The 24,553-nt window shown below is 62.9% G+C and carries 19 protein-coding genes; 16 read left to right on the top strand and 3 right to left on the bottom strand.

The genetic code is table 11. The features are described 5' to 3' along the window. Nucleotides 1-72: 72 nt before the first annotated feature. On the bottom strand, nt 73-1,107 hold the full coding sequence (locus tag AX703_RS20640; RefSeq protein ID WP_039332154.1) for a LacI family DNA-binding transcriptional regulator: 1,035 nt from the start codon (nt 1,105-1,107) through the stop codon (nt 73-75). Nucleotides 1,108-1,457: 350 nt separating this feature from the next. Between AX703_RS20640 and AX703_RS20645 the strand changes: the two genes are divergently transcribed. From AX703_RS20645 to AX703_RS20700, 12 genes are all read left to right on the top strand, one after another. Next, nucleotides 1,458-4,178: a TonB-dependent receptor gene (locus AX703_RS20645; RefSeq protein WP_062346876.1), complete on the top strand. Its 2,721-nt coding sequence runs from the start codon at nt 1,458-1,460 to the stop codon at nt 4,176-4,178. Nucleotides 4,179-4,292: 114 nt separating this feature from the next. After that, a complete protein-coding gene (locus AX703_RS20650) occupies nt 4,293-5,819 on the top strand; it encodes a tryptophan halogenase family protein (protein WP_082734713.1) in 1,527 nt (508 codons plus the stop codon). Beyond that, the gene (locus tag AX703_RS20655; protein ID WP_082734714.1) at nt 5,812-7,635 is read left to right on the top strand and encodes an alpha-amylase family glycosyl hydrolase; all 1,824 of its coding nucleotides are present in this window, start codon (nt 5,812-5,814) and stop codon (nt 7,633-7,635) included. Before AX703_RS20650 ends, AX703_RS20655 begins: the two co-directional genes overlap by 8 nt. After that, nucleotides 7,632-9,266 carry an alpha-amylase family glycosyl hydrolase gene (locus tag AX703_RS20660; protein WP_062346812.1) on the top strand — a complete coding sequence of 545 codons (1,635 nt, stop codon included), beginning with the start codon at nt 7,632-7,634 and terminating at the stop codon, nt 9,264-9,266. Before AX703_RS20655 ends, AX703_RS20660 begins: the two co-directional genes overlap by 4 nt. After that, entirely contained in the window at nt 9,266-11,314 is a 2,049-nt protein-coding gene (locus AX703_RS20665; protein ID WP_062346814.1) for a glycoside hydrolase family 97 protein, read from the top strand. Before AX703_RS20660 ends, AX703_RS20665 begins: the two co-directional genes overlap by 1 nt. Before the next feature lies 1 nt (nt 11,315). After that, nucleotides 11,316-12,227: an alpha/beta hydrolase gene (locus tag AX703_RS20670; protein WP_231735642.1), complete on the top strand. Its 912-nt coding sequence runs from the start codon at nt 11,316-11,318 to the stop codon at nt 12,225-12,227. A gap of 170 nt (nt 12,228-12,397) precedes the next feature. Further along, nucleotides 12,398-13,846 (top strand): glucose-6-phosphate dehydrogenase, encoded by a 1,449-nt coding sequence (zwf, locus tag AX703_RS20675; RefSeq protein WP_062346816.1) that lies wholly within the window; start codon nt 12,398-12,400, stop codon nt 13,844-13,846. Next, nucleotides 13,839-14,465 (top strand): 6-phosphogluconolactonase, encoded by a 627-nt coding sequence (locus tag AX703_RS20680; RefSeq protein WP_062346818.1) that lies wholly within the window; start codon nt 13,839-13,841, stop codon nt 14,463-14,465. The genes zwf and AX703_RS20680 overlap by 8 nt, the downstream gene beginning before the upstream one ends. Next, nucleotides 14,465-16,303: a phosphogluconate dehydratase gene (edd, locus tag AX703_RS20685; protein ID WP_062346882.1), complete on the top strand. Its 1,839-nt coding sequence runs from the start codon at nt 14,465-14,467 to the stop codon at nt 16,301-16,303. The genes AX703_RS20680 and edd overlap by 1 nt, the downstream gene beginning before the upstream one ends. Before the next feature lie 28 nt (nt 16,304-16,331). After that, on the top strand, nt 16,332-17,300 hold the full coding sequence (locus AX703_RS20690; protein ID WP_062346820.1) for a glucokinase: 969 nt from the start codon (nt 16,332-16,334) through the stop codon (nt 17,298-17,300). A 166-nt stretch (nt 17,301-17,466) separates the two neighbouring features. Beyond that, nucleotides 17,467-18,249: an enoyl-CoA hydratase-related protein gene (locus AX703_RS20695; RefSeq protein WP_062346884.1), complete on the top strand. Its 783-nt coding sequence runs from the start codon at nt 17,467-17,469 to the stop codon at nt 18,247-18,249. A gap of 38 nt (nt 18,250-18,287) precedes the next feature. Beyond that, on the top strand, nt 18,288-18,740 hold the full coding sequence (locus tag AX703_RS20700; protein ID WP_062346821.1) for a DUF488 family protein: 453 nt from the start codon (nt 18,288-18,290) through the stop codon (nt 18,738-18,740). Here AX703_RS20700 and aroB read toward each other — a convergent pair. Together aroB and AX703_RS20710 are read right to left on the bottom strand one after the other, a co-directional pair. Beyond that, nucleotides 18,737-19,843, bottom strand: coding sequence for a 3-dehydroquinate synthase (gene aroB, locus AX703_RS20705; protein WP_062346823.1), 1,107 nt, complete (start codon nt 19,841-19,843; stop codon nt 18,737-18,739). The genes AX703_RS20700 and aroB overlap by 4 nt on opposite strands. Next, nucleotides 19,834-20,415, bottom strand: coding sequence for a shikimate kinase (locus tag AX703_RS20710; RefSeq protein WP_039332172.1), 582 nt, complete (start codon nt 20,413-20,415; stop codon nt 19,834-19,836). Before AX703_RS20710 ends, aroB begins: the two co-directional genes overlap by 10 nt. A gap of 97 nt (nt 20,416-20,512) precedes the next feature. Between AX703_RS20710 and AX703_RS28055 the strand changes: the two genes are divergently transcribed. The 4 genes from AX703_RS28055 to AX703_RS20725 all read left to right on the top strand — a co-directional run bounded on the left by AX703_RS28055 (nt 20,513) and on the right by AX703_RS20725 (nt 24,432). Next, on the top strand, nt 20,513-20,656 hold the full coding sequence (locus AX703_RS28055) for a hypothetical protein (protein ID WP_197423791.1): 144 nt from the start codon (nt 20,513-20,515) through the stop codon (nt 20,654-20,656). 233 nt (nt 20,657-20,889) lie between these two features. Next, nucleotides 20,890-22,569 (top strand): hypothetical protein, encoded by a 1,680-nt coding sequence (locus AX703_RS20715; RefSeq protein WP_231735643.1) that lies wholly within the window; start codon nt 20,890-20,892, stop codon nt 22,567-22,569. A 46-nt stretch (nt 22,570-22,615) separates the two neighbouring features. Then, the gene (locus AX703_RS20720) at nt 22,616-23,455 is read left to right on the top strand and encodes a tyrosine recombinase (protein ID WP_062346827.1); all 840 of its coding nucleotides are present in this window, start codon (nt 22,616-22,618) and stop codon (nt 23,453-23,455) included. Nucleotides 23,456-23,487: 32 nt separating this feature from the next. Beyond that, nucleotides 23,488-24,432, top strand: a complete 945-nt coding sequence (locus AX703_RS20725; RefSeq protein WP_062346828.1) for an acetyl-CoA carboxylase carboxyltransferase subunit alpha — start codon at nt 23,488-23,490, stop codon at nt 24,430-24,432. Nucleotides 24,433-24,553: the final 121 nt, after the last annotated feature.

Consider the following 24,553-nt stretch of genomic DNA (forward strand, 5'->3'; position numbering starts at 1 on the left):
GGCGTCGCGAAGTTGCAGAATCCGGGCGTTCCTGCAATCGATGCGCATACGAATACCAAGACCGTCGGCGGTTCACCCGCCGCTGCTTGCCCGAACCACAAGCCGCGCCGGCAGCACGCGTGGGTTGCCTGGGCGACCTTCGACTTGTGCAAGGACGCTTTCCACCAGAGCTTCACCAGCCAGCCGGATATCCTGCATGATCGTGGTCAGCGGAGGCGAAGTGAATGCGGCAGCGGGAATGTCGTCGAAGCCCACGACGGCAACATCGTCGGGAACCGACAGTCCGGCTTCGGACAGTGCGCGCATGGCGCCTACCGCGATAAGATCGCTCGCGGCAAAGATCGCATCGAACGACGCCTCCCGCGATAGAAGCTCACGCGCAGCGTGATAGCCGTTCTCCTCGGATGAAACGGCGTCGACAAGCAGGGATGGGTCCGGCGCGAGGCCTGCAGTCACCACAGCTTTGGCAAGGCCGGCATAGCGCTGCTCGAATTCCGGATAGTGCGAATCCGCCTGTCCTAGGAAAGCGATCCGCTTGCGTCCACGTGCCAGAAGGTGCTCGCCAGCAAGCCGCCCCGCGCCGAAATTGTCCGATCCGACCGTGGCCCCGATCGTGCCGTCGTCAACCGAGCCCCAGCGTACGAAATGCGTGCCCGAGCGGATCAACTGGCGCAGTCGCGGCTCGTATGCCGTGTAGTCGCCATAACCAAGCAGGATCAGTCCGTCCGCGCGATGGCTGTCCTGGTAACGCTTGTGCCAATCGTCATCCAGTTTCTGGAACGAGATCAGCAGGTCAAGACCGCGATTGGCGCAATGCCGCGTGATCGATCCCAGCATGGCGAGAAAGAACGGGTTGATGTTGGATTCATCAGGCGTCGGATCCTCGAAGAACAGCAGAGCCAACGTGTTCGACCGCTGCGAACGCAGTGAAGAAGCATTCTTGTCGACCGTGTAATTGAGTTGTCGAGCAATCGCCTCGATCTTCTGCCGTGTCGCGAGACTGACCGACTTGCTGCCTCGCAACGCCCTGCTCACGGTGGGCTGGGATACGCCGGCAAGGTAGGCAATGTCGAAACTGGTTGGTTTGTTGGAAGGCCTGCGCCCCATATCCCGATCACTCCCACCGCCCGGTGTGGTCCCGTGGTCGGTCAACCCGGACTTTATGCGTGATGTCTCAGTCATGCAATGGCTCGGCGGTTGCGCTGCCAGAATCAATGGGAAATGCCGATTTCCCAAGGGTTTTTCTCACGGCGGGAGCGTTGCCAAATAGCATCAACTGAAACCAATCCGGGGGGCGGCGCATGCATAGTATACGTATGCCATATTCGCCATTCTTCATCGCTCCCTTAAACCGGAATGGAGCGGAAGGCCGGGATCAGCGGCACCGCCGAGTGCAATCACGGTTTCAACAGAAGGTTCAGGGTCGGAGCTTCCGGCTTGGGGGAGTGAATTTCAACATGGCAATTCGCACATTATCCGCTGCTGCCGGCGTATCGCTCGCAGCGATGACAGTCGCCCTCGTTGCGACTCCGGCCATGGCGCAGGACGCCACCCCGGCGCAGGATCAGGCGCAGGCAACTGACGCGGCTCCGGAGGCGCAGGAGCAGGCCATCGTCGTCACCGGTTTCCGCGCCGCGCTCGCCACGGCCGTCAACGTCAAGAAGACCTCGCCGGTGATCGTGGAATCGGTCTCGGCCGAAGACATTGGCCGCCTGCCCGATGCCTCGATCGGTGAATCGATTGCTCGCCTGCCGGGTCTTACCACCCAGCGCCTGTTCGGCCGCGCCAACTCGATCGCTATCCGCGGTTCGAGCGCGGACCTTTCCTCGACCACGCTGAACGGTCGCCCGCAAACTTCGACAGGCGAACAGCGCAACGTCGAGTTCGATCAGTTCCCTTCGGAAATCGTCAGCCGCGTTGACGTCTACAAGACGCCGCAGGCGAACCTTGTCCACCAGGGCCTCGTCGGCACCGTCGACATCAAGACGATCCGTCCGCTGGAATTCGGCAAGGGCCTTCTCTCGTTCGGCGGCCGCGGCACTTACGCTGACCTTGGCAAAGTCAACAAGGACAGCAACGAGTTCGGCTATCGTGCGACGGCGACCTATGTCGGCCAGTTCATGGAAGATCGCCTTGGCGTTGCTCTGTCGGCTGCTTACACCGATGAGCCATATCAGGCTCAGGAATTCGAGGCTTGGGGTTACGCCGACGGCCCGAACAATACCAAGATCATCGGCGGCATGAAGCCTTTTGGCGTATCAACGCAGCTCAAGCGTCTCGGCATCCAGGGCACCGTGCAGTTCAAGCCGGTCGACGAGCTGACCCTGACCGTTGACGGTTTCTACGGCAACTTCAAGGACAAGCAGATCAAGCGTGGCATCGAGTTTCCGCTGGCCTGGAGTGGTGCGCAGCTGTCGCCTACCGGTATCGAGACCAACGGCAACCTGATCACCAAGGGCACGTTCTCGGGCGTCGAGGCCGTCGTCAACAATCATGGCTACGAACGCAACTCGGACATCTTCTCGGGCGGTTTCAACGCTGCTTGGGCCGGTGAGGATGGCTGGTCGGCCTCGTTCGACTTCGGCTACTCGAAGACCGATCGCAACGAACTTACCCTTGAAACCAACGCGGGCACCGGCCCGGGCGCTGGCGTCGGTGCGACCGATACGCTGACCTTCGTCAGCGGTCCGACCGGAACCAGGTTCACCAGCCACGTCCTCGATTATGGCAACTACAACACCATCGTCCTGACCGACCCGCTCGGCTGGGGTGGCGGCGCGCCGAATGGTTCGCAGGAGGGCTACTACAACGACCGCATCATCGACGACGAGATCAAGAGCTTCCAGGTCGAAGTCGGCAAGGAACTGGAAGACAGCTTCCTCTCGAAGCTGACGGTCGGCACGGCTTACGTCGATCGCACCAAGGCAAAGACGCCGGTCGAGTATTTCCTGAACCTCGCCGGCGGCGCCAAGTCGCTGGTCGTGCCGGAGAAGTACCGCACGGGCGCAACCGACCTTGGCTTCATCGGTGCCGGTCCGGTCATCGGCTACGATCCCTTCGCGCTGCTCGAAGACGGAGTCTACGTAAAGACGCTGAACGCTTCGAAGGACGTTCCGGCAAAGGCTTACTCGGTCACCGAGCGCGTCATGTCGATCTATCTCAAGGGCGACCTCAAGGCGACGCTCGGCGATGTCGAGATGGACGGCAATATCGGCGTTCTTGCACAGAACACCGAGCAGAAGTCGCGTGGCTTCGTGAACCTTGCGGCTGCCTCGCTGGTGCCTGTCACCCGCGGCGCGCGTTACTGGGACATCCTGCCAAGCCTCAACCTTAATTTCCGCATTCCGGGTGACTGGGTGGTACGCTTTGCCGCAGCGCGCGAGATCCAGCGTCCGCGCTTCGAGGACATGAAGGTTAGCCTGGACTACAGCTACAACGTCAACAGCGGCGTGATCACCGGTAACGGCGGCAACCCGCAACTGCGTCCGTATCGTGCATGGGCAGCTGACCTGAACATCGAAAAGTACTTCGGCCGCAAGGGCTACGTCGGCCTGCAGATGTTCTACAAGAAGCTCGACAACTACATCTACAAGGACGTTGTCCCGTACGACTACACCGGCCTGCCGATCGTCGCCCCGGTTCCGATCACGAACTTCGTCGGTACGATCAACACGGCGGTCAACGGTTCGGGCGGCAAGCTTTATGGTGTGGAACTCGCTGGAACTCTTCCGTTTGAAGTCATCACCCCGGCGCTCGAGGGCTTCGGCTTCACGGGCGGGCTTGGTTACACCAAGACCTCGATCAAGCCGGGTCCGAACGCCAATTCGATGGACCTTCCGGACTACTCGCGCTGGGTTGCTTCGGGCACGCTGTTCTTCGAGAAGGCCGGCTTCAACGCCCGCGTCTCGGCCCGTCACCGCTCGTCGTTCCAGGGAATCTTTGTCGGCTTCGGCGGCGAGCGTGAACTGCGCCGCGCGCTGAAGGAAACCATCGTCGATGCGCAGATCGGCTATGACTTCCAGGAAAGCAGCCCGCTAAATGGCCTGTCCCTCTTCGTGCAGGGCCAGAACCTGACCGACGAGCCCTTCGTTTCGGTCGACAATGGCGCACCGCTGCAGATCCGCAACTACCAGACCTACGGTCGTCGCTTCATGGCAGGCTTCAACTACAAGTTCTGATCCCTCCGGAGGGAGCGGCCTCATCCCGCTCCCTCCACCCTTTCGGGACAGAGACGTTGCAAGAATGTGCCCGCAGAAGGCACTCTCGAGAGAATTCACTGCGGGAGAACGGACGTGTCGGCTACAGATCAGCGCAGGATCGTCATTGCAGGTGGCGGCACGGCAGGATGGATGACCGCCGCTGCTCTTGCCCGGCTGGCTTCGCCGCACTGGCAGGTGACATTAATTGAGTCCGAGGAAATCGGCACGGTCGGCGTCGGTGAGGCGACCATCCCGATGGTTCGCCTGTTCAACCAGACACTGGGTATCGACGAGGCCCAGTTCCTGCGCGAAACGCATGGCACCTGGAAGCTTGGGATCGCTTTCGAAGGCTGGGGTGGTTTCGATGACCGCTACATCCACGGCTTCGGGCTTACGGGTCGCAGCCTCGGTGTTCTGCCGTTCCACCACTACTGGCTGCGAGGCCGTGCACATGGCCTTGCCGGTCCGCTGGGCGAATACGTGCTCAACGCCGTCGCTTCCGATGCAAACAAGTTCGCGCATATCGACCGTCCGCAAGGTAGCGCCTTGCCGCCGATGCCATACGCCTACCATTTCGACGCCTCGCTTTATGCCGCATTCCTCAGGCGTTACGCTGAAGGCCGTGGCGTTCGCCGGATCGAGGGGCGGATCGTCGGTTTCGACCGCGATGTGCTGAACGGCAATCTGGCGGCACTTCGCCTTGAACGTGGCGACGTGATCGATGGCGATCTTTTTGTGGACTGCTCTGGCTTCCGCAGCCTGCTTCTGGGTCAGGAGATGGGCGTCGGTTATCTCGATTGGAGCCAGTGGCTAAAATGCGATCGCGCAGTGGCGGTGCCCTGCGACAGGGCTGAGCCGCTTGTTCCTTACACCCGTTCAATTGCGCAGCCCGCCGGCTGGTGCTGGCGCATTCCGCTTCAGCATCGTACCGGAAACGGCCACGTCTTCTGCTCCGACCTGATGAGCGAAGATGAAGGTACAGCGCGGCTTATCGGCCGCCTCGATGGCGAGCAACTGGCCGATCCGCGCACCATCCGCTTCAAGGCCGGGCGGCGCGAGAAGTTCTGGGAGCGGAACGTTGTGGCGATCGGGCTCTCCTCCGGGTTCATCGAGCCTTTGGAATCCACCTCGATCCACTTGATCCAGACCGCAATCAGCCGCCTCGTCGATTTCATGCCCTATGGCCCTGTGCAGGATGCTGATCGCGATGCTTACAACCGCCTCGCAGCTTTCGAAATAGAGCGCATCCGCGATTTCGTGATCCTGCATTACGTCGCCAATGGCAGGCACGGCGAACCCTTTTGGGACTCTCTGCGGCAGATGGAGGCAGCCGGACAGCTGCCCGAGGCGTTGGGCGAACGTCTTGCGATGTTCCGGGCGTCGGGACGCATCGTGCGCGAACACGACGAACTGTTCGACGTGCCCGGTTGGGTGCAGGTCATGATCGGGCAGGGTGTCGTGCCCGCACGCTGGCATCCGCTTGCCGACCAGGTTGCGCCCGAAAGCCTCAAAGCCTTCCTCGATACCGTGCGCGGTGCCTACGAAAAGGACGTTGCCCGAATGCCGTCTCACGCTGAATACGTGTCGCATGTTTGCGGACAGGTGCCGGCACATGCGTAAGGTCATGGGTCTTTCTCTTCTGGCGCTGCTCGCCTCGCAACCCGCGCTGGCCGACGTGCCGCTCGCCGAAGTCCGGGCGCGTCCGGCAGCGGGGGAGACGATCTATTTCCTCCTGCCCGATCGGTTCGAGAATGGCGACAAGGCCAATGATCGCGGCGGCCTGAAGGGAGATCGCTACAAGACCGGTTTTGATCCCGCCGCCAAGGGCTTCTACCACGGCGGCGACATCAAGGGGCTGACCCAGCGATTAGACTACCTGCAGCGGCTTGGCGCCACCGCGATCTGGGTGGCACCGGTCTTCAAGAACAAGCCGGTGCAGGGCGGGCCGGGGCTCGAGAGTGCCGGATACCACGGCTATTGGGTGACCGACTTCACCCGCGTCGATCCGCACTTCGGCACCAATGCCGACTTCAAGGCGCTTGTCGACGCGGCCCACGCCCGGGGGATGAAGGTCTACATGGACATCATCGCCAACCACACCGCTGACGTAATCCAGTACAAGGATGGCCAGTACACCTACCGCGACAAGGCGAACTGGCCCTATTCGCGCAAGGGTGGCGTGAATGGTGAGCCGGTCAATCCTGGGTTCGCCGGAGACGCGGACTCCAGTGCAGCCAACTTCGCCAAGCTGACCAATCCCGGCTTTGCCTACGAGCCATTCGTTCCGCCAGCCGAAGCGCACGTGAAGGTGCCCGATTGGCTTAACGATCCGATCTATTACCACAACCGCGGTGACAGCACGTTCCGCGGCGAGAACAGCCGCTTCGGTGACTTCGCCGGCCTTGACGACCTTTTCACCGAGCATCCCCGGGTACGCGCCGGCATGATCGAGATCTATGCCGATTGGATCAGGCAGTTCGGCATCGACGGCTACCGCATCGACACGGCCAAGCATGTCGATCCGGGTTTTTGGCAGGCGTTTATCCCTGCGATGCTGGATACGGCGAAGCAGGCCGGCATACCCAACTTCTCGATTTTCGGCGAAGTGGCGCACGAAGGGTCGGACCCCGGCACCATAGCCCGTTACACCCGGCGTGACGGCTATCCGGCAGTGCTGGACTTCGCCTTTCAGGGCGCGGTGCGCGCCGTGCTGGGGCAGGGCAAGGGTACCGAGGTCCTTGCCGATACTTTCGATGGCGATGTGCTCTATGAGGGCGGCGAAGAAGCCGCGCTGGCGATGCCGACGTTCCTTGGCAATCACGACATGGGCCGGTTCTCCACGCTGCTCGCCAAGGACATGCCGGGGATTTCAGACGCCGAACTTACCAGGCGCGTCGAGCTTGCCCATGTGATGTTGCTGACCCTGCGTGGTTCGCCAGTGATCTACTCTGGCGACGAGCAGGGCTTTGTGGGCGATGGCAACGATCAGGACGCCCGCGAGGACATGTTCGCCAGCAAGGTCGCGAGCTACAACGACAATCGTCTGCTTGGCACTTCGGCAACCACCGCAACGGCCAACTTCGATCCGGCCCACCCTTTTTACAGGTTGATCGCGACCCTTGCCCAGCTGCGCAAGGCCCACCCGGCGCTGGCGCGAGGTCGGCAGGTTACGCGAACGTATTCGGAAGCGCCCGGCTTGTTTTCGGTCTCCCGCTTTGATCCGGTTAGCGGTACCGAATACTTCATTGCCTTCAATACCTCGGACAAACCGATCGCCATGCAAAGCGTGATCGGGGTGTCCGCAGCAAGCCTTGAGACGCTCTATGGGCGATGCCCGGCGCAGGTTTCCGCGCCCGGCAGCGTTACGGTCGAGCTACCCGCCTTCGGCAGCATGGTTTGCCGTGTTGCTCCCTCCCCGGAAACTACCGTTCGATGAAGACTTCCGAAGCCGTACTTCCCAGCACCAAGCCACAGCCTGACGTGCCGTGGTGGCGTGGCGCTGCGATCTATCAGATTTATCCGCGCAGCTTCTGTGATTCCAATGGTGACGGCATCGGCGACCTGCCGGGCATCACGCAACGTCTGGAGCACGTGGCGCGCCTCGGCGTGGATGCAATCTGGGTCTCTCCGTTCTTCAAATCGCCGATGCGCGATTTCGGCTATGACGTGGCCGACTATTGTGACGTCGATCCAATTTTCGGCACGCTCGCCGATTTCGACGCAATGGTGAAACGCGCCCACGAACTGGGGCTGAAGGTCACGATTGATCAGGTCTACGCCCATACTTCCGACCTCCATCCATGGTTCGAGGAAAGCCGGCAGGACCAGCTGAACGACAAGGCAGACTGGTACGTCTGGGCCGATCCCAGAGCCGATGGTTCGCCACCCTCAAACTGGCAATCAGTGTTCGGCGGTCCGGCATGGACCTGGGATGCGCGGCGCAAGCAGTATTACCTGCACAACTTCCTTTCCAGCCAGCCGCAGATGAATGCGCACAATCCTGATGTGCAAGATGCGCTGCTTGGCGTCATGCGCTTCTGGCTGGATCGCGGCGTGGACGGGTTCCGTCTCGATGCGCTCAACTTCCTCATGCATGACCCGACGCTGCGCGATAATCCGCCAGCGCCCGATGACGGGCGTCGCAAGACGCGCCCATTTGACTATCAGCTCAAGATCTACAACCAGTCGCACCCCGATATCCTGAGGTTCATCCAGCGCGTGCGGGAACTGTGCGATCAGTATGGCGCGGTGTTCACTGTGGCCGAAGTGGGTGGCGATCTGGCCGAGACCGAGATGAAAGCCTTCACCGCGGGCGAGGATCATCTCAACAGCGCCTATGGCTTCGATTTCCTCTACGCCGACAAGCTGACTCCGAAGTTCGTCGAGCAGGCCGTTGCCAAGTGGCCGGACACGCCGGGTATCGGATGGCCGAGCTGGGCTTTCGAGAACCACGACGCTCCCCGCGCACTGTCGCGCTGGTGCGGCCTCGATGATCGCGAGGCGTTTGCACGGCTGAAGGCCATGCTTTTCACGTCGCTGCGCGGCAACATCATTGTCTACCAGGGCGAGGAACTGGGGTTGACCCAGGTCGAGATCCCCTTCGAGCAGTTGCAGGACCCGGAAGCGATTGCCAACTGGCCGCTGACGCTTTCACGCGATGGCGCGCGTACGCCGATGCCGTGGGTGGTGCAGTCAGGCGAGGGGGGCTTCACATGCGGAGCGCCGTGGCTGCCGTTGGGCGAAGAGAATCTGGCACGCGCGGTAGACCGGCAGGAAGCCGATCCGTCGTCGCTGCTCAATCTGACCACGCGGCTGCTGCGTCTGCGCCGTGAAAACGATGCGCTACGCCTTGGCTCATTCCAGGTTCTCCATGCAGACGAATGCCTGCTTGCTATCCGTCGCGTCTCGGGAGAGCAATCGATTGCAGGACTTTTCAACCTGTCCTCCGTCCCGGTGGTCTGGCCGCAAGGACTGGTTCGGGATGGCAAGGAACTCGCGTCGGTAAACGGCGCCACTGTTGGGCAGTTGCCGCCGTTTGGCGCACTGCTGATCGAAGAGAGGATCTGATGCGTAACTTTCTGAACGTTGCAGCGCCGCTGGCGCTGACCCTTTCGTGCGCCCTCGTTTCGCCGGCTCTTGCTGAAACCGTGACCGCATCATCCCCGGACGGATCGTTGGTCCTTTCCGTCACAACCGACAATGACGGGCACCCGCTTTACAGCCTGACCCGCAAGGGCAAGCTGCTGCTGGCGTCGTCGATGCTGGGCTTCATCACCAGCGACGGGCCGACGATGCAGCGGGGCCAGAAGATCATCGGCAGCGAGACCGCATCGGGTAAGGAAACCTGGGAACAGCCGTGGGGCGAGCGTCGCTATGTCAGCGACAGCCACAACGAACTGCTGGTGAAGTTCGAGCAAGTGCCCGACTGGGGCGCCCGCCGCATGAACGTGCGGTTCCGCCTGTTCAACGACGGCTTCGGCTTCCGCTACGAATTGCCCGAGCAGCCGGCGATGAAGGCGATGAAGATCGCCGATGAACTGACCGAGTTCAACGTTGCGCAGAATGGCACCGCATGGTGGATCCCCGGCGGCGAATGGAACCGTTACGAGCAGGTCTACCAGAAGACGCCGGTCGACGCCGTCTCCACCGCGCACACGCCGATCACGATGAAGCTCGCTGACGGCACCCACCTGTCGTTCCATGAAGCCGCACTGGTCGATTATTCGGGAATGTGGCTCAAGCGTCAGACCGGCACTTCGTTCCGGGCGACACTGGCCCCTTCGTCCAGTGGCCCGAAGGTTGTGCGCGCAGTGCCATTCAACACTCCATGGCGCACGCTGCGCATCGCCGACAGTGCCAAGGGCCTGGTCGAGAACGACCTCGAATTGAACCTCAACGAGCCCAACAAGATCGGCGATGTCTCCTACTTCAAGCCGATGAAGTACATTGGCATCTGGTGGGGCATGATCCGCGGTGATTGGTCGTGGGCCGAAGGGCCCAAACATGGCGCGACGACCGCGCGGACCAAGCAGTACATGGACTTTGCCGCCAAGCACGGTTTCGGCGGGGTGCTGGTGGAAGGCTGGGACAAAGGCTGGAACGGCACATGGTTCGGCAACGGCAAGGACTTCAGCTACACCCAGGCGACGCCCGACTTCGATATCGAAGCCGTCACCAGATACGGCGCAAAAAAGGGCGTCATGTTGATCGGCCACCACGAGACCGGCGGCAATATCGCGAACTACGAGGCCCAACTCGAAGACGCCATGAAGCTTTACGACCGGTTGGGCGTTCGGGCGGTGAAGACCGGCTATGTCGCAGATGCCGGTGGCATCCTTGCCCCCGGTGACACGCCGGACACGTACAAGATGGAATACCATGACGGCCAGCGGCAGGTTCAGCATCACCTGAAGGTCGTGGAGATGGCGGCGAAGTATCGCATCGTCGTCAACGCCCACGAACCGGTAAAGGACACTGGCCTGCGCCGCACCTATCCCAACTGGATCGATCGCGAAGGCGCGCGGGGCATGGAATACAATGCCTGGGGCCAGTTTGCCAACGGACCGGACCACGAGCCGACGCTGGTCTACACCCGCATGCTGTCCGGGCCGATGGACTACACGCCGGGCGTGCTGAGCCTTGAAGGCGCAAACAAGGTGCCGTTGGCCTCCACGCTTGCCAAGCAGCTCGGCCTTTACCTTGCCCTCTATTCCCCGATCCAGATGGCAGCGGACTTCATCGAGAGCCTCGAGGCGCATCCCAAGGAACTGGCCTTCATCAAGCAGGTGCCCGCCGACTGGTCCGAGAGCCACCTGATCGCCGGTGAGGTGGGTGACTTCGCGATCTTTGCGCGCAAGGACCGCAACAGCGAGGACTGGTATGTCGGGGGCGTGAACGATGCGACGGCGCGCGACGTTTCGCTGAGCCTCGACTTCCTCGACTCGGGCAAGACCTATACCGCCACAGTGTGGAAGGACGGCGAGGGCGCTACTTACGAGACCGAGGCCCGGCACCGTATCGCCTATGCCACGCTGAAGGTGAAGAAGGGCGATGTCCTGCCGGCCTGGCTGGCACCCGGCGGTGGCCTTGCCGTGCGTCTGCATCCGGGGAAGTGACATGATGCTGCGCCTGCTTGCCGGGATGGGGATGCTCCTGCTGGCGATGACCACGCATCCGGCGGCGGCGCAGGATCAGGGGCGGATCATCGAATATAGCGATATTGCGGCGGCAGGGTTGCCGCCGCAGCGACTGAGCATCTGGCTGCCGCCTGGATATGACGGGTCGAACCGCAGATATCCGGTGGTCTACATGCACGACGGGCACAACCTGTTTGACCGGCGCAATTCCAACTTCGACAAGATCTGGGCGGCGGACAAGGCCATGCTTGCTGTCATGGGTAAAGGCCTCGAACCGCGGATCATCGTCGGGATCTGGGCTCCGGGTGAGGATCGCTTCCGCCAGTATCTGCCGAAGTCGGCCTACGATGCCGCTCCGCCGGAACTGCGGGCGAAGATGGACGTGATGGCAAAGGGACCTGTGACCTCGTCTCGATACCTCGCGTGGATCGGTGATGTGCTGAAGCCTTGGGTTGACCGCTCGTTCCGCACGCGTCCAGCAAAGATCAACACCGCGATCATCGGCTCGAGCATGGGCGGCCTGATGAGCTGCTATGCCATTGCCGCCAGGCCTGAAGTGTTCGGGCGAGCGGCCTGCTTGAGTTCGCATTGGCCGGCAGCGATCCCCGACGCGGTTGCTGGCTATGACGCGCAGGCCGCGAAGGTGTGGCGCGACTATTTCTCGTCGACGCTGGGCAAGCCCGATGCTCGCCGGGTGTGGATGGACCATGGCGACGCGACGCTCGACCAGTTCTATGCGCCTTACCAGAAGGAGGTCGATCAGGCCTTCGCGAGCGCAGGATGGCAAGAAGGTGCAGATTTCGAGAGCCGGTTCTATCCCGGTGCGCCCCATGACGAGGACGCCTGGGCAGCCCGCTTGCCGGAAGTGCTCGAGTGGCTCTTTCGCCCCTGACGGTTGCCCAGCGCCTGTCCGAGTGCAAGGATGTCTATCCGGCGCCAGCGCATAGCTATCCTGCATACATATGCGTGCTGAACCGGAAGGACTAAGGGGCTAGGGCCGGTGCAAGGCACGGGTCCGGCGCCGATTTCGGCGGGCCGCATTGCCAAGGGAGATTAGCGTCGATGATCGAAACCAGTTGCTCGGCCCTGCTGCTGTTCGGCGCGACCGGGGACCTTTCGCGGCGCATGCTGCTGCCTTCGCTTTATGCGCTGCACGAGGACGGGCTGATCCGCCCCGACCTTCGCATAGTTGGCACCGCGCGTTCCGAGCATGACGACGCCGGGTTCCGCGAGTTCGCGCGCGCCGCACTCGCCGAGTTCCTGCCGGAGGATCGGCGCGACGACGAGAAGCTGGCAAGCTTCCTCGAACGGCTCGAATACCAGACGCTTGATGCCTCGAATGTCGATGGCTTCGGCGCGCTCGCTGAAAAACTTGGTGATACCTCGTGCGGCCTGTCGATTTTCCTTTCGACCGCACCCTTCCTGTTCGAACCGACCATCGAAGGCCTGAAGCGGGCGGGGCTGGCGCATGCCAATGTCCGGATCGGCCTTGAAAAACCGCTGGGCAACGATCTCGCCTCGTCCACCCGGATCAACGATGCTGTCGCTGCCGCCTTTGCAGAGGAACAGATCTTCCGGATCGACCATTACCTTGGCAAGGAAACGGTCCAGAACCTGATGGCGCTGCGCTTTGCCAACATGATGTTCGAGCCGTTGTGGAACGCGGGCGGCATCGATCACGTGCAGATCACGGTCAGCGAGACGGTCGGCCTCGAAGGCCGAAAGGGTTTCTACGACGATACCGGTGCGCTGCGCGACATGGTGCAGAACCATATGCTGCAGCTTCTGGCGCTGACGGCGATGGAGCCGCCAGCCAGCCTCGATGCCACTTCGATCCGCGACGAGAAGGTCAAGGTGCTGCGCGCACTGCGCCCGGTAAAAGCCGAGGAGATGGTGCGCGGACAATATCGCACCGGCGCAGTCAAGGGCGCTTCGGTGGCGGGCTATCAGGAAGATCTTGGCGAGGCATCGGACACCGAGACCTTCGTCGCCATCAAGGCGCACGTCGACAACTGGCGCTGGACCGGGGTGCCGTTCTACCTGCGTACCGGCAAGCGCCTTGCCGAGCGGCGCAGCGAGATCGTCGTCGAATTCAAGCAGGTGCCGCACAACGTCTTCGCCGAGCGTGGTGGCCGCCTGCGCGCCAATCGCCTGGTCATCCGCCTTCAGCCCGAGGAATACGTTCGCCTGCAGGTCATGGCGAAGGAGCCGGGGCTGGATCGCGGGGGTATCGTGCTCCGCGAAGTGAACCTCGACCTGTCGCTGACCACGGCGTTTGCCAAGGCGCGCCGTCGCATTGCCTACGAGCGTTTGCTGCTCGACCTGATCGAGGGCGAGCAGACGCTGTTCGTGCGCCGTGACGAAGTGGAAGCGCAGTGGAAATGGGTCGACGCTATCCGCAAGGTCTGGGCTGAAACGGAGATGGAAGCTCGGCCCTATGCCGCTGGGTCGTGGGGGCCGAACGCCGGCATTGCCCTGACCGAACGGGACGGGAGAAGCTGGAATGACTGACCTCGTGCCGGCAAGCGTGCGGTGGGCGCAGCCCGGCGATGCTGCGGCAGTGGCGGATCATATCGCGCGAGTCGTTTCGGCAGCGGGCCATAAGCGGATCGCGTTCACCGGGGGCTCCACGCCGATCAAGGTGCTGGCCCTGCTCAAGGATCGCCCGCTCGACTGGTCCAGCGTCACCATTGCCCTGACTGACGATCGCAGGGTGGCGGACGACCATCCGGCAAGCAACTTCGGCAAGATCCATGCAGCGCTCGGGGATTCCGGTGCGCAATTCGAACGCCTCGCAGAAGGCGCGCAAGTCGCGCCATTCGACCTCGTCTGGCTCGGCATGGGTGAGGACGGGCACGTCGCCTCGCTGTTCCCGGAAATGACAGCGCATGTCCGACCCGGGCCTGCCGTCATCGCGACCACGCCCATCCCGCTGCCGCAGGAAGCGCCGTTCGATCGGCTCACCTTGAATGAAAAAGCACTCAAGGCGACGAGGGAGATCATCCTTGTCGTGACTGGCACCTCGAAGAAGGCGCTGCTCGATGCGGCACTTGGCGGTGATGAGCGTTATCCCGTCACAGATTTCCTCCGCGGCTTTGGCCCGCCCGTTACCATCTACTGGAGCGAATGATGCCCTCCAATTCCAGTGTCGCCCTGCACCCTATCGTCGAGCGCGTCACCCAACGCATCATCGAACGCTCGCGCCCATCGCGTGCCGCCTACCTCGACCTGATCAAGCGATCGCGCGAACAGGGCCTCAATCGCCCGCAGCTTTCATGCGGCAACCTTGCCCACGGCTTTGCGGCCTCGGGCGAGGACAAGACGCTGATCAAGAGCGGCAAGGCGATGAACATCGGCATCGTCACCGCTTATAACGACATGCTCTCGGCGCATCAGCCCTATGGCCGCTACCCTGAGCAGATCAAGATCTTTGCCCGTGAGGTCGGTGCGACGGCGCAGGTGGCGGGCGGCGTTCCGGCGATGTGCGATGGCGTGACGCAGGGACAGGACTCGATGGAGCTGTCGCTGTTCAGCCGCGACAATATTGCGATGGCTGCGGTCGTCGGGCTTAGCCATGCCATGTTTGAAGGCGCACTGCTGCTGGGCATTTGCGACAAGATCGTGCCGGGTCTGCTGATCGGCTCCTTGCGCTTTGGACACCTGCCAACGATCCTCGTCCCAGCCGGCCCGATGCCGAGCGGCCTGCCCAACAAGGAAAAGGTTCGCATCCGCCAGCTCTATGCCGAGGGCAAGGTAGGGCGCGACGAACTGCTCGAAAGCGAGAGCGCAAGCTACCATTCGCCCGGCACCTGCACCTTCTATGGCACCGCCAACTCCAACCAGATGATGATGGAAATGATGGGCCTGCACATGCCGGGCTCCAGCTTCGTCCAGCCCGGCCTCAAGCTGCGCCAGGAACTTACCCGCGCTGCGGTGCACCGGATCACCCAGATCGGATGGGACGGTGACGACTACCGCCCCCTCGGACTGTGTGTGGATGAAAAGGCGATCGTCAACGCAATCGCCGGTCTGCTGGCGACCGGAGGTTCGACCAACCACGTGATCCACCTGCCAGCCATCGCGCGGGCCGCGGGCATCCAGATCGACTGGGACGATATGGACGAGCTGAGCCGCGCCGTCCCGCTGATCGCCAGCGTCTATCCGAACGGGGCCGGCGACGTGAACGCTTTTGCTGCGGCCGGTGGCATGCCCTACGTGATCCGCGAATTGATCGGCGCAGGCCTCGCCCATGCGGATATCATGACCGTATACGGCAAGTCGCTCGAAGAGGGCGCGCAGGAGCCGGTCATGGATGGCGACACGCTCAAATGGAGAGCCGCGCCAGAGGTTTCGGGCGATGAGAAGATGTTGCGCCCGGTAGCTGCACCATTCCAGCCCGAAGGCGGCTTCCGCCTGCTCAAGGGCAATCTCGGCCGCGGCACGATCAAGGTCAGCGCTGTGGACCCCTCGCGCTGGACGATCGAAGCGCCTTGCCGGGTATTCAGCGACCAGAACGACGTTCTGGCAGCCTTCAAGGCCGGCGAATTGGAGAAGGATGTTGTGGTCGTGGTGCGGTTCCAGGGACCCGCGTCGAACGGCATGCCCGAGTTGCACAAGCTGACACCGCCGCTCGGAGTGCTGCAGGACCGCGGCTTCAAGGTTGCTCTGGTCACTGACGGCCGCATGTCTGGCGCGTCCGGCAAGGTTCCTGCTGCGATCCACGTGTCGCCGGAAGCGAAGACCGGTGGCCCACTTGCCAAACTGCGCGACGGCGACATCGTGCGCGTCTGCGCAGACACAGGCGAACTGGCTGCGTTGGTCGATGCTGCTGAATGGTCCGCACGCGAGAATGCGCCTGCTCCCGAAGCAGCCATGGGCGTTGGGCGTGAACTGTTCGCCTTGATGCGCCTGCATTCGGACGAGGCCGAACGCGGCGGTTCGGCGATGCTGGCTGCAGCCGGGCTCTGACGGCAACGAAAGAGAATAGGGGGGCAGGATGCAGGTAGTTGCCGTCGATATTGGCGGGACCCACGCCCGCTTCGCGATTGCGGAAGTGACGGGGGGAAGGGTCGTTTCCTTGGGTGAAGCGGTCACGCTGAAGACCGCCGAACACGGGTCTTTCCAGCTCGCCTGGGAGGACTACGGGCGGATCGTCGGCAGGCCGTTGCCGTCGGCAGCAGCGATCGCAGTTGCGGGCCCGGTTGGCGGCGAGATCATCAAGTTCACCAACAATCCGTGGATCATCCGACCGGCTCTGATTCCCGAGAAGCTCGGTGCGGAACGCTACGTGGTGGTGAACGATTTTGCCGCCGTGGCTCATGCAGTGGCGCAGGCGGACGATAGTCATTTCCTGCATCTCTCCGGCCCGGAAACGGATTTGCCATCCACTGGCGTGATCAGCGTCGTCGGCCCCGGCACCGGCCTCGGTGTCGCGCAACTCTGGCGGAACGAAAGCGCCTATCGCGTTCAACCGACCGAGGGCGGGCATATCGATTACGCGCCGCTCGATGCGATCGAGGATGCGATCCTCGCAGGCCTGCGCAAGCGTCATCGCCGGGTATCGGTCGAACGTGTCGTGGCAGGGCCGGGCATAGTCGACATCTACGAGGCTCTCGCGCTGTTGGAAGGGCGCCCATACACCCCCCGCAAGGACCGCGAGCTTTGGGAACTCGGCACTTCAGGTGGCGATAGCCTGGCGGCGGCGGCGGTTGACAGATTTTGCCTGTCGTTGGGCAGCGTTGCCGGCGACCTCGCGCTTGCGCACGGTTCGACTGGCGTGGTGATGGCGGGCGGACTTGGCCTGCGCATCAAGGACACGCTAGTGCGATCGGGATTTGCCGACCGGTTCCGCGCCAAGGGTCGCTTCGAAGGGCTGATGGCGGCGATCCCGGTGAAGCTGATTACCCACCCGCAGCCGGGCCTGTTCGGTGCAGCAGCAGCCTACGCCCAAGCCTATCCAGACTGATCAATGTGTGGATAGGCGCGCGGTGCCTCGCCCGCCTATGGATGGGACCAGATAGACCGGCATTCTCGCTTTAATCGGGCAATTAATTCTGGTGGATTCGTTCTGCCGAAGCGGTATTGCTTGGGTCGGAAGCATGAATGCGGATGCCGAAGGAGAAGGTGCCCAGATGGAATACGAGACCATTCGCGTCGAGCGTGCAGGCGATGTCCTCAAGATCGTGCTGAACCGGCCGGAGCGGCTGAACGCCTGTCCGCCGAACATGGCGCTTGAACTGGCCAATGCCGTCAGCGATCTCGGTGGAGCACGTGCCGTCGTGATCACCGGAGAGGGCCGCGCGTTTTGCTCCGGCGCTGATCTTGCCGCGCGGGGTGATCGCTCGATTGCAGGCGGGCGAGGTGCCTACACTGCGCTGACGCAGGCCTATAATCCCTTGATGCTTGCATTATCGCGCCTGCCGGTTCCGGTGGTCACGGCGGTCAATGGACCTGCGGCAGGCGTCGGATGCTCGATAGCGCTGGCAGCCGATTTCGTGATCGCCGCCCGCAGCGCCTACTTCCTCCAGGCTTTTGTCAACATTGGGCTCGTGCCCGATGGGGGCGCCTCGTGGATGCTTACGCGTCTCGTCGGCAAGGCGCGTGCCACCGAGATGATGATGCTGGGCGAGAAGATCGGAGCGGAGAAGGCAGAAAGCTGGGGCCTGATCTACAAGGCTGTGGACGATGCCGCTCTTCAGGACGAGGCGATGGCTCTGGCTACCCGACTGGCAGCAGGGCCAACGGTTGCCCTCGGCGTGATGCGGCAGAACATCGCCAAGGCGCTTGAAGCGGACTACGCCAGCGCCTTGCTCGTCGAAGCCGAAGGACAATGGAAAGCCGGCGACAGCGCCGATGCGGCCGAAGGTGGAAAGGCGTTTCTTGAAAAGCGCAAGGCGGCGTTCACCGGCAAGTAAACCCTTGATATGCGGATGGTCTACCCCACTTCAGGGGTATGACCACCCGCAGGATCTGGACTATCGGCTATGAGCAGGCAACCGTGCCTGCGGTGATGAAAGCGCTGCGTGAGGCGGGCGTTGAGGTGCTTGCCGATGTCCGGGCGCTTCCTCTGTCTCGCAGGCCGGGCTTCTCAAAGTCGGCGTTGGCGGCAAATGCGCGCGACGCCGGAATCGAGTATGTGCATTTCAAGGCGCTCGGAACCCCGGCCGAAGGACGCGCGGCGGCACGGCGCAACGATCACGCAACTCTCGAGCGGATTTACGAGGGCCAGCTCGAACTTCCCGAAGCGATAGTGGCCGGTGCCAGGTTGGCCGACATGGCAAGCGAGCGGAAGGTTGCTCTGCTCTGCTATGAGCGCGAGGCACACGGTTGCCATCGCACCTTGCTGCGGCAGGCCATCTTGCCGGACTTCGAGGTGATCGACCTGATCCCCGTGGACGCTGCCTAGGCGCGCAATTCCTCATCGAGGAACGCTGCCACGTCGGCGAGGTCGACGTCCTTTGCAAGGAATGTCTGCCCGATCCCCCGCATCAGCAGGAAGGGCAAGGTGCCTGCGTCCATTTTCTTGTCGTGCAGCATGTGGCCCACCAGGCGGCGGCCATCGCAGGCGAGGCCAAGCGATTGCAACGATGATGGCAGGCCGACCGCTTCCATGTGGGCCGCTATCCGACGCGCATCCTGTCCGTTCATCAGCCCTCGACGTGCCGAGAAGCGCGCGGCGAGTACCGTGCCCAGGGCAACGCCTTCCCCATGGAGCAGGCGGTCCGAAAAGCCGGTCTCCGCTTCCAGCGCATGGCCAAAGGTGTGGCCCAGGTTCAGCAACGCGCGGACTCCGGCAGTCTCCTTCTCGTCTGCGGCGACGATCCGGGCCTTTGCTGCAACGCTCCTGGCAATTGCGGTTTCCCGCGCGCCGCTGTCACCTGCGAGCAACCTTGTCCCATTGGCCTCGCACCATTCAAAGAAGGGCGCGTCGTCAATCAGGCCGTACTTGATGACCTCGGCGTAGCCTGCACGGGTGTCGCGCAAGGGCAGCGTGTCGAGGGCCAGCGGATCGGCGAGTACCAGCGAGGGCTGGTGGAATGCGCCAACCAGGTTCTTGCCGGCGGGCGTGTTGATTGCGGTCTTGCCCCCGACACTGGAATCGACCTGGGCAAGGAGCGTAGTGGGAATCTGGATGAACCCGCAGCCCCGCTTGATCATCGAGGCGGCAAATCCCGTCAGGTCTCCGATCACGCCTCCGCCGAGGGCAACGATGTTGTCCTTGCGCTCGACTTCCAGTGCCAGCAGCCAGTCGACAACTTCGGCGAGGCACTGCCAGCTCTTGGTGCTTTCGCCGGCGGGCAGAACGAGCCATTCGCTGCGGATGCCTGCAGCCGTGAATGAGGCCGCAACCACTTCGCGCCAGTTTGCGGCGACGTTCGCATCGGTGACAACGGCAACACGGTCCTTGCGAAGGAATGGCCGGCAATGCTGGCCCGCATTGGGCAGCAGCCCTGCCTCGATGCGCACTTCGTAAGGGACGCCAGCGATGGCGACGGGGATCACAGCCATTTGTCGATTGCCTTGAGTATCTTGTCGGCAGTCACATGATGCGGCTGCGCACTGCTGGTGACGTGAATCGGTGCCTGGGAGTAGAACGGTTCCCGTTCTGCTTTGAGGCGAGCCAGGATCTCGCGCGGGTCTCCCGACCGAAGGAGGGGGCGGTTGTCCTTCCGGCCTACCCGCTCGACAAGGGTTTCGACGTCGCTGTCGAGCCAGACTGCAATGCCTTTTTCAAGGATCAGTGCGCGGGTTTCGGCATTGCAGAATGCGCCGCCGCCGGTGGAGAGCACCTTGCGGTCCGTGTGTTGGCCCGTGCCCATCAGGCGAACGATGACGCGACGCTCACCATCGCGAAAATATTGTTCGCCATATGTCGCGAAAATCTCGGGAATCGGCATGTGTGCGGCGCGTTCGATCTCTTCGTCCGCGTCGAGGAAAGGCAGGTGCAGCATTGTCGCCAGCTTTCTGCCGACGGTCGTCTTTCCCACACCCATCATGCCGACGAGCACCAACGGTCGTGCAATCCGCCGCGCGATGCGGGCGATTTCGGACGAGCTAAGCGGATGCGCGTCATGTTCCATTGCCGCGCCGCCTATACTTGCGCTAGTGCCCGTTGCAAGCACCGCCTCGACTGCACGGCGGTGCAAAAGGGTTTGTCGTCTGGTACCGGGTGGTTGAATGAAGAGGATTGCCGTGGTCGCTCTGGCAGCAGTTGTAGTGGTGGCCTTGTTGACGGTGATCTGGATCAGCGGTGGAACACAGCCGATGCAGTGGGTTGAACAGCCGGTCGGCGAACCTCCGGTCGGGGGCAATGCGCAGTGAGCAGGCGGGTGTCCGGAAGGATGACGTTCTGGCTGGGCGGCGTTGCTGCCCTGGCTTCCCTGTCCGGGGCCTTGCTTGCGCAGGAATCCCTGCTCCCACCGGGCTTTGATAACCCTCCTGCGCCCACGCGCCCCGCGCCACAGCGATCCAGCGCCCCAGCACCGGCACCGGCACCGGCACGCAACGCGGCTCCCGCGGCAGTGCGTCCAGCTGCTTCGGGATCGGCGGCTCCCATGCCGACAGCTTCGCCCGTCGTGCAACCGTTGCCCGACACGGTGCAACCCGTAGCCACGACCGGGGGCGGTCTCAGCGATCAGGCATTGCTCGATTCGATCGACCCGGCACTGCTCGCCAAGCTGATAGATTCGGCGAGGCCCAAATCGGACATTCCGCCGGCCGGACGGCGCAGCCTCGATGTCGTGGGCGTGATCGACCAGAGCGATGGCGGCTTCCCGGTCGGCTCGACGCATTACCTCAACGGCCCGTTCGTCGAGGGCGTGATCACGAAGATGCGCGGACGCTTCGTGTCGCGCTGGGGCCACATCCTCGCACGCAGGGTGATTGCCAGCAGGCTGGCAACACCTGTCGGCATGAACGGGGCGGACTGGGCAGCGATGCGTGCGCAGCTGCTGCTGCGCATGGGCGAGGCGGACGCGGCGCGGGCGATGGTGCAATCGGTCGACAGCGGAAATTTCACCCGTGGTCTCGAGGATGCGGCGATGGCGAGCTTCCTTGCCACGGCGGATCCCGTCGGGCTGTGTCCCATCACAGCACTCACTGCAGCAGGCCGGCCCGGGTGGGACTGGGAACTTTCACGTGCGATCTGTTCTGCCTTCACCGATGAAGGTTCGACTGCGATGGCCACGCTCGACAAGGCCTTGCGCAGGGGAACCGGAACCAAGATCGACATCTTGCTGGCACAGAAGTTCGCTGGAGCGGCAACGAACGCGCGGCGTGCTGTCAAGATTGAGTGGAACGATGTGGAGGCACTGACGCCCTGGAGCATCGGCATGTCCTTTGCCACAGGGCTTGAGCCTCCGGAGGACCTGCGCAAGAAGGCTGGCGAGAACTATGCCTTGCTGGCGGCGCGGGCGCCGATGCTCTCCATTTATTCACGGGCCGCGGCTGCCGATGTTGGCGCTGCACGTGGCGTACTGTCGTCGCGGTCACTGATCGACCTCTACAGCGCGATCTATGCTCAGCGCGATGCCGAGGCAGCAGACGCCACTGAGGATGAATGGACCCAGCGGGCAGCGACCCTGCGCACCGCCTATGTGGCCGAGGCGCAGGAAGACCGGCTTGACGCGATCCGCAGCCTGTGGGGCGATGGCAATGATCCGGAGCGGGCCTATGCAGGGCTGGTCCTGACATCTCATGCATCAGCACGGATGGTCCCCTCCGAGGCACTGGCCGATAGCGCGGCGCCCTTGATTTCGTCGATGCTGACCGCCGGACTCGATCGCAACGCGATAAAATGGGCACCGTTCTGCCCGGTTGGAACGGAGGCCTGGGGATTGCTGGTCCTGTCAAATCCGGGCCGGGCGAACCGGACTGGGTCTGAAGGGCTGAACGCATTCGCTGACAATGACGACTCCGATAACGCGATCAGATCGCGCTTCCTGCTTGCGGGCATGATGGGGCTCGAGCGGGTCGACCCTGCCGTCGCGCGCGACTTTGCAGGCAAGCTGGGCGTTGATTTCAACCGGCAGACTCGTTGGACCCGGGCGATCGATCAGGCTGCGGCGTCGAACAATCAGGCCTTGGTGGCTTTGCTTGCGGCCTTTGGCATGCAGGGCGATGGCTGGGGCCGGATGACCCCGTTGCACCTCTATCATGTGGTGTCGGCCCTGCACCGTGTCGGGCTCGGTAACGAGGCGCGCATGATTGCTGCCGAAGCCGTCGCTCGCGTCTAAGGGGGTGAAAGCCAGGGCAGAGCCTGCAGTCGAAGATTTTCTGTCGATGCTGGCTGTCCAGCGCGGAGCGGCACCCAATACAATCGCCGCCTATCGCCGCGATCTTGCGGGTGCGGCCGAGGCGATCGGGTGCTTGTCGACAGCAACGCGCGAAGACATTTCGCGGCTTTCGGTCGCCTTCGCGGACCTGGCGCCTGCCTCCCTGGCACGAAAGTCTTCGGCTTTGCGGCAGTTCTACGGCTTCCTTGTCGACGAAGGGGTGAGAGAGGACGATCCGTCCGGCGCCTTGCCACGGCCAAAGACCCGACGCCCTCTCCCCCGCCTGCTCGGCCATGAGGAGATCGGCGCTCTTTTCAGGCAGGCGGAAGAGGATGCCGCGTCCCGGACTCCGGAGGGTCTGCGGATGCTGGCGCTGTTGGAGCTTCTCTACGGGTCTGGCCTGCGAGCGACTGAGCTGGTTTCGCTCCCGGTGGCGGCGGTGCCTCGTGATGCACCGTTCCTGACGATCACGGGAAAGGGAGGGACGCAGCGGATGGTGCCGGTTTCCGCCCGGGCCGTGAAGGCGTTGTCCGATTGGCTGGTAGCGCGGGGAGGGGGCGGGCGATTCGTCTTCCCATCGCCGCGAGGTGGGTTCCTGTCGCGCGTTCGATTGTTCCAGTTGCTAAGGGATTTGGCGCTTCGGGCTGGCCTGGACCCGGAAAAGGTCAGCCCGCATGTGCTGCGCCATGCCTTCGCCACCCATCTCCTGGAGGGCGGCGCTGACCTGCGCGTGTTGCAGACCTTGCTGGGCCACGCAGATATCGCAACGACGCAGATCTATACCCACGTTGATTCCGCGCGTCTGGTCGCCCTCGTAAACCAGCGTCATCCGCTTGCCCGGAGTTGACCAAATCCGCGCTCGCGCCTAGCGGATTGGCCATGATTTCCTACCTCGAGTTCGAAAAGCCGGTCGCCGCGCTGGAAGCCCGCATCGCCGAACTGCGCCAGACTGCGCAGGGCGGAGACATCGACATCTCGTCCGAGATCCGCAGGCTTGAAAGCAAGTCGGCCGAATTGCTCGCCAGCACGTACAAGGCGCTGACCCCTTGGCAGAAGACGCAGGTTGCACGGCACCCTTCACGTCCGCATTTCAAGGACTACGTCGAGAAGATCTTTACGGATTTCATGCCTTTGGGCGGGGATCGTCTGTTCGGTGAAGATCAGGCGATCGTCGGTGGTTTCGCCAAGCTGGATGGTCGCCGGGTCATGCTTATCGGCCATGAAAAGGGCAACGATACCCAAAGCCGCATTCGCCACAACTTCGGCATGGGCAAGCCCGAAGGCTATCGCAAGGCGATCCGGCTGATGGAAATGGCGAGCCGATTCGGGCTGCCTGTCGTGACGCTTGTGGATACCTCTGGCGCCTTCCCGGGCGTAGAGGCGGAAGAGCGCGGTCAGGCTGAAGCAATCGCAAGGTCAACGGAGGCCTGTCTTGCGCTGGGCGTTCCGATGGTGGCGACCATTGTGGGCGAGGGCGGATCGGGCGGCGCAGTGGCGCTGGCAAGCGCAGAACGCGTCCTGATGCTTGAACATGCCGTTTATTCGGTCATTTCTCCTGAAGGATGTGCCTCTATCCTGTGGCGTACGGCCGAGAAGGCTGCAGATGCGGCAGAGGCCATGAAGGTGACGGCGCAGGATCTGCTTTCGCTTGGCGTGATCGACCGCATCGTGCGCGAACCTGTTGGTGGAGCGCACCGCGATCCTGACGCGACCTGTGCGCTCCTGGGCAAGGCCATCGGCGAAGAGCTCGATGCGCTGGTCGGAAAGCCGGCGGACGAGCTGCGCCAGATCCGGGCAGAACGCTTCCTGCGCATCGGCGCCTGATCGCGGGCGCCATCTGGCGCTCGGGAACCGGATTTGCGACAAGACGGTTATCGGACCAGTCCCGTAGCGGGCGGGTGTTCTGCACTCGCGTCCCGCTAGACCTTCGCCTTGGGGAGTTGAA

It is taken from the genome of Novosphingobium sp. CCH12-A3 (assembly GCF_001556015.1).
Classification (GTDB): domain Bacteria; phylum Pseudomonadota; class Alphaproteobacteria; order Sphingomonadales; family Sphingomonadaceae; genus Novosphingobium; species Novosphingobium subterraneum.

Coding starts and splice junctions, on each gene's coding strand:
- AX703_RS20640 (WP_039332154.1), bottom strand. CDS start 1,107: ATGGGGCGCAGGCCTTCCAACAAACCAACCAGTTTCGACATTGCCTAC.
- AX703_RS20645 (WP_062346876.1), top strand. CDS start 1,458: ATGGCAATTCGCACATTATCCGCTGCTGCCGGCGTATCGCTCGCAGCG.
- AX703_RS20655 (WP_082734714.1), top strand. CDS start 5,812: ATGCGTAAGGTCATGGGTCTTTCTCTTCTGGCGCTGCTCGCCTCGCAA.
- AX703_RS20660 (WP_062346812.1), top strand. CDS start 7,632: ATGAAGACTTCCGAAGCCGTACTTCCCAGCACCAAGCCACAGCCTGAC.
- AX703_RS20665 (WP_062346814.1), top strand. CDS start 9,266: ATGCGTAACTTTCTGAACGTTGCAGCGCCGCTGGCGCTGACCCTTTCG.
- AX703_RS20670 (WP_231735642.1), top strand. CDS start 11,316: ATGATGCTGCGCCTGCTTGCCGGGATGGGGATGCTCCTGCTGGCGATG.
- zwf (WP_062346816.1), top strand. CDS start 12,398: ATGATCGAAACCAGTTGCTCGGCCCTGCTGCTGTTCGGCGCGACCGGG.
- AX703_RS20680 (WP_062346818.1), top strand. CDS start 13,839: ATGACTGACCTCGTGCCGGCAAGCGTGCGGTGGGCGCAGCCCGGCGAT.
- edd (WP_062346882.1), top strand. CDS start 14,465: ATGCCCTCCAATTCCAGTGTCGCCCTGCACCCTATCGTCGAGCGCGTC.
- AX703_RS20690 (WP_062346820.1), top strand. CDS start 16,332: ATGCAGGTAGTTGCCGTCGATATTGGCGGGACCCACGCCCGCTTCGCG.
- AX703_RS20695 (WP_062346884.1), top strand. CDS start 17,467: ATGGAATACGAGACCATTCGCGTCGAGCGTGCAGGCGATGTCCTCAAG.
- AX703_RS20700 (WP_062346821.1), top strand. CDS start 18,288: ATGACCACCCGCAGGATCTGGACTATCGGCTATGAGCAGGCAACCGTG.
- aroB (WP_062346823.1), bottom strand. CDS start 19,843: ATGGCTGTGATCCCCGTCGCCATCGCTGGCGTCCCTTACGAAGTGCGC.
- AX703_RS20710 (WP_039332172.1), bottom strand. CDS start 20,415: ATGGAACATGACGCGCATCCGCTTAGCTCGTCCGAAATCGCCCGCATC.
- AX703_RS28055 (WP_197423791.1), top strand. CDS start 20,513: ATGAAGAGGATTGCCGTGGTCGCTCTGGCAGCAGTTGTAGTGGTGGCC.
- AX703_RS20715 (WP_231735643.1), top strand. CDS start 20,890: ATGCCGACAGCTTCGCCCGTCGTGCAACCGTTGCCCGACACGGTGCAA.
- AX703_RS20720 (WP_062346827.1), top strand. CDS start 22,616: ATGCTGGCTGTCCAGCGCGGAGCGGCACCCAATACAATCGCCGCCTAT.
- AX703_RS20725 (WP_062346828.1), top strand. CDS start 23,488: ATGATTTCCTACCTCGAGTTCGAAAAGCCGGTCGCCGCGCTGGAAGCC.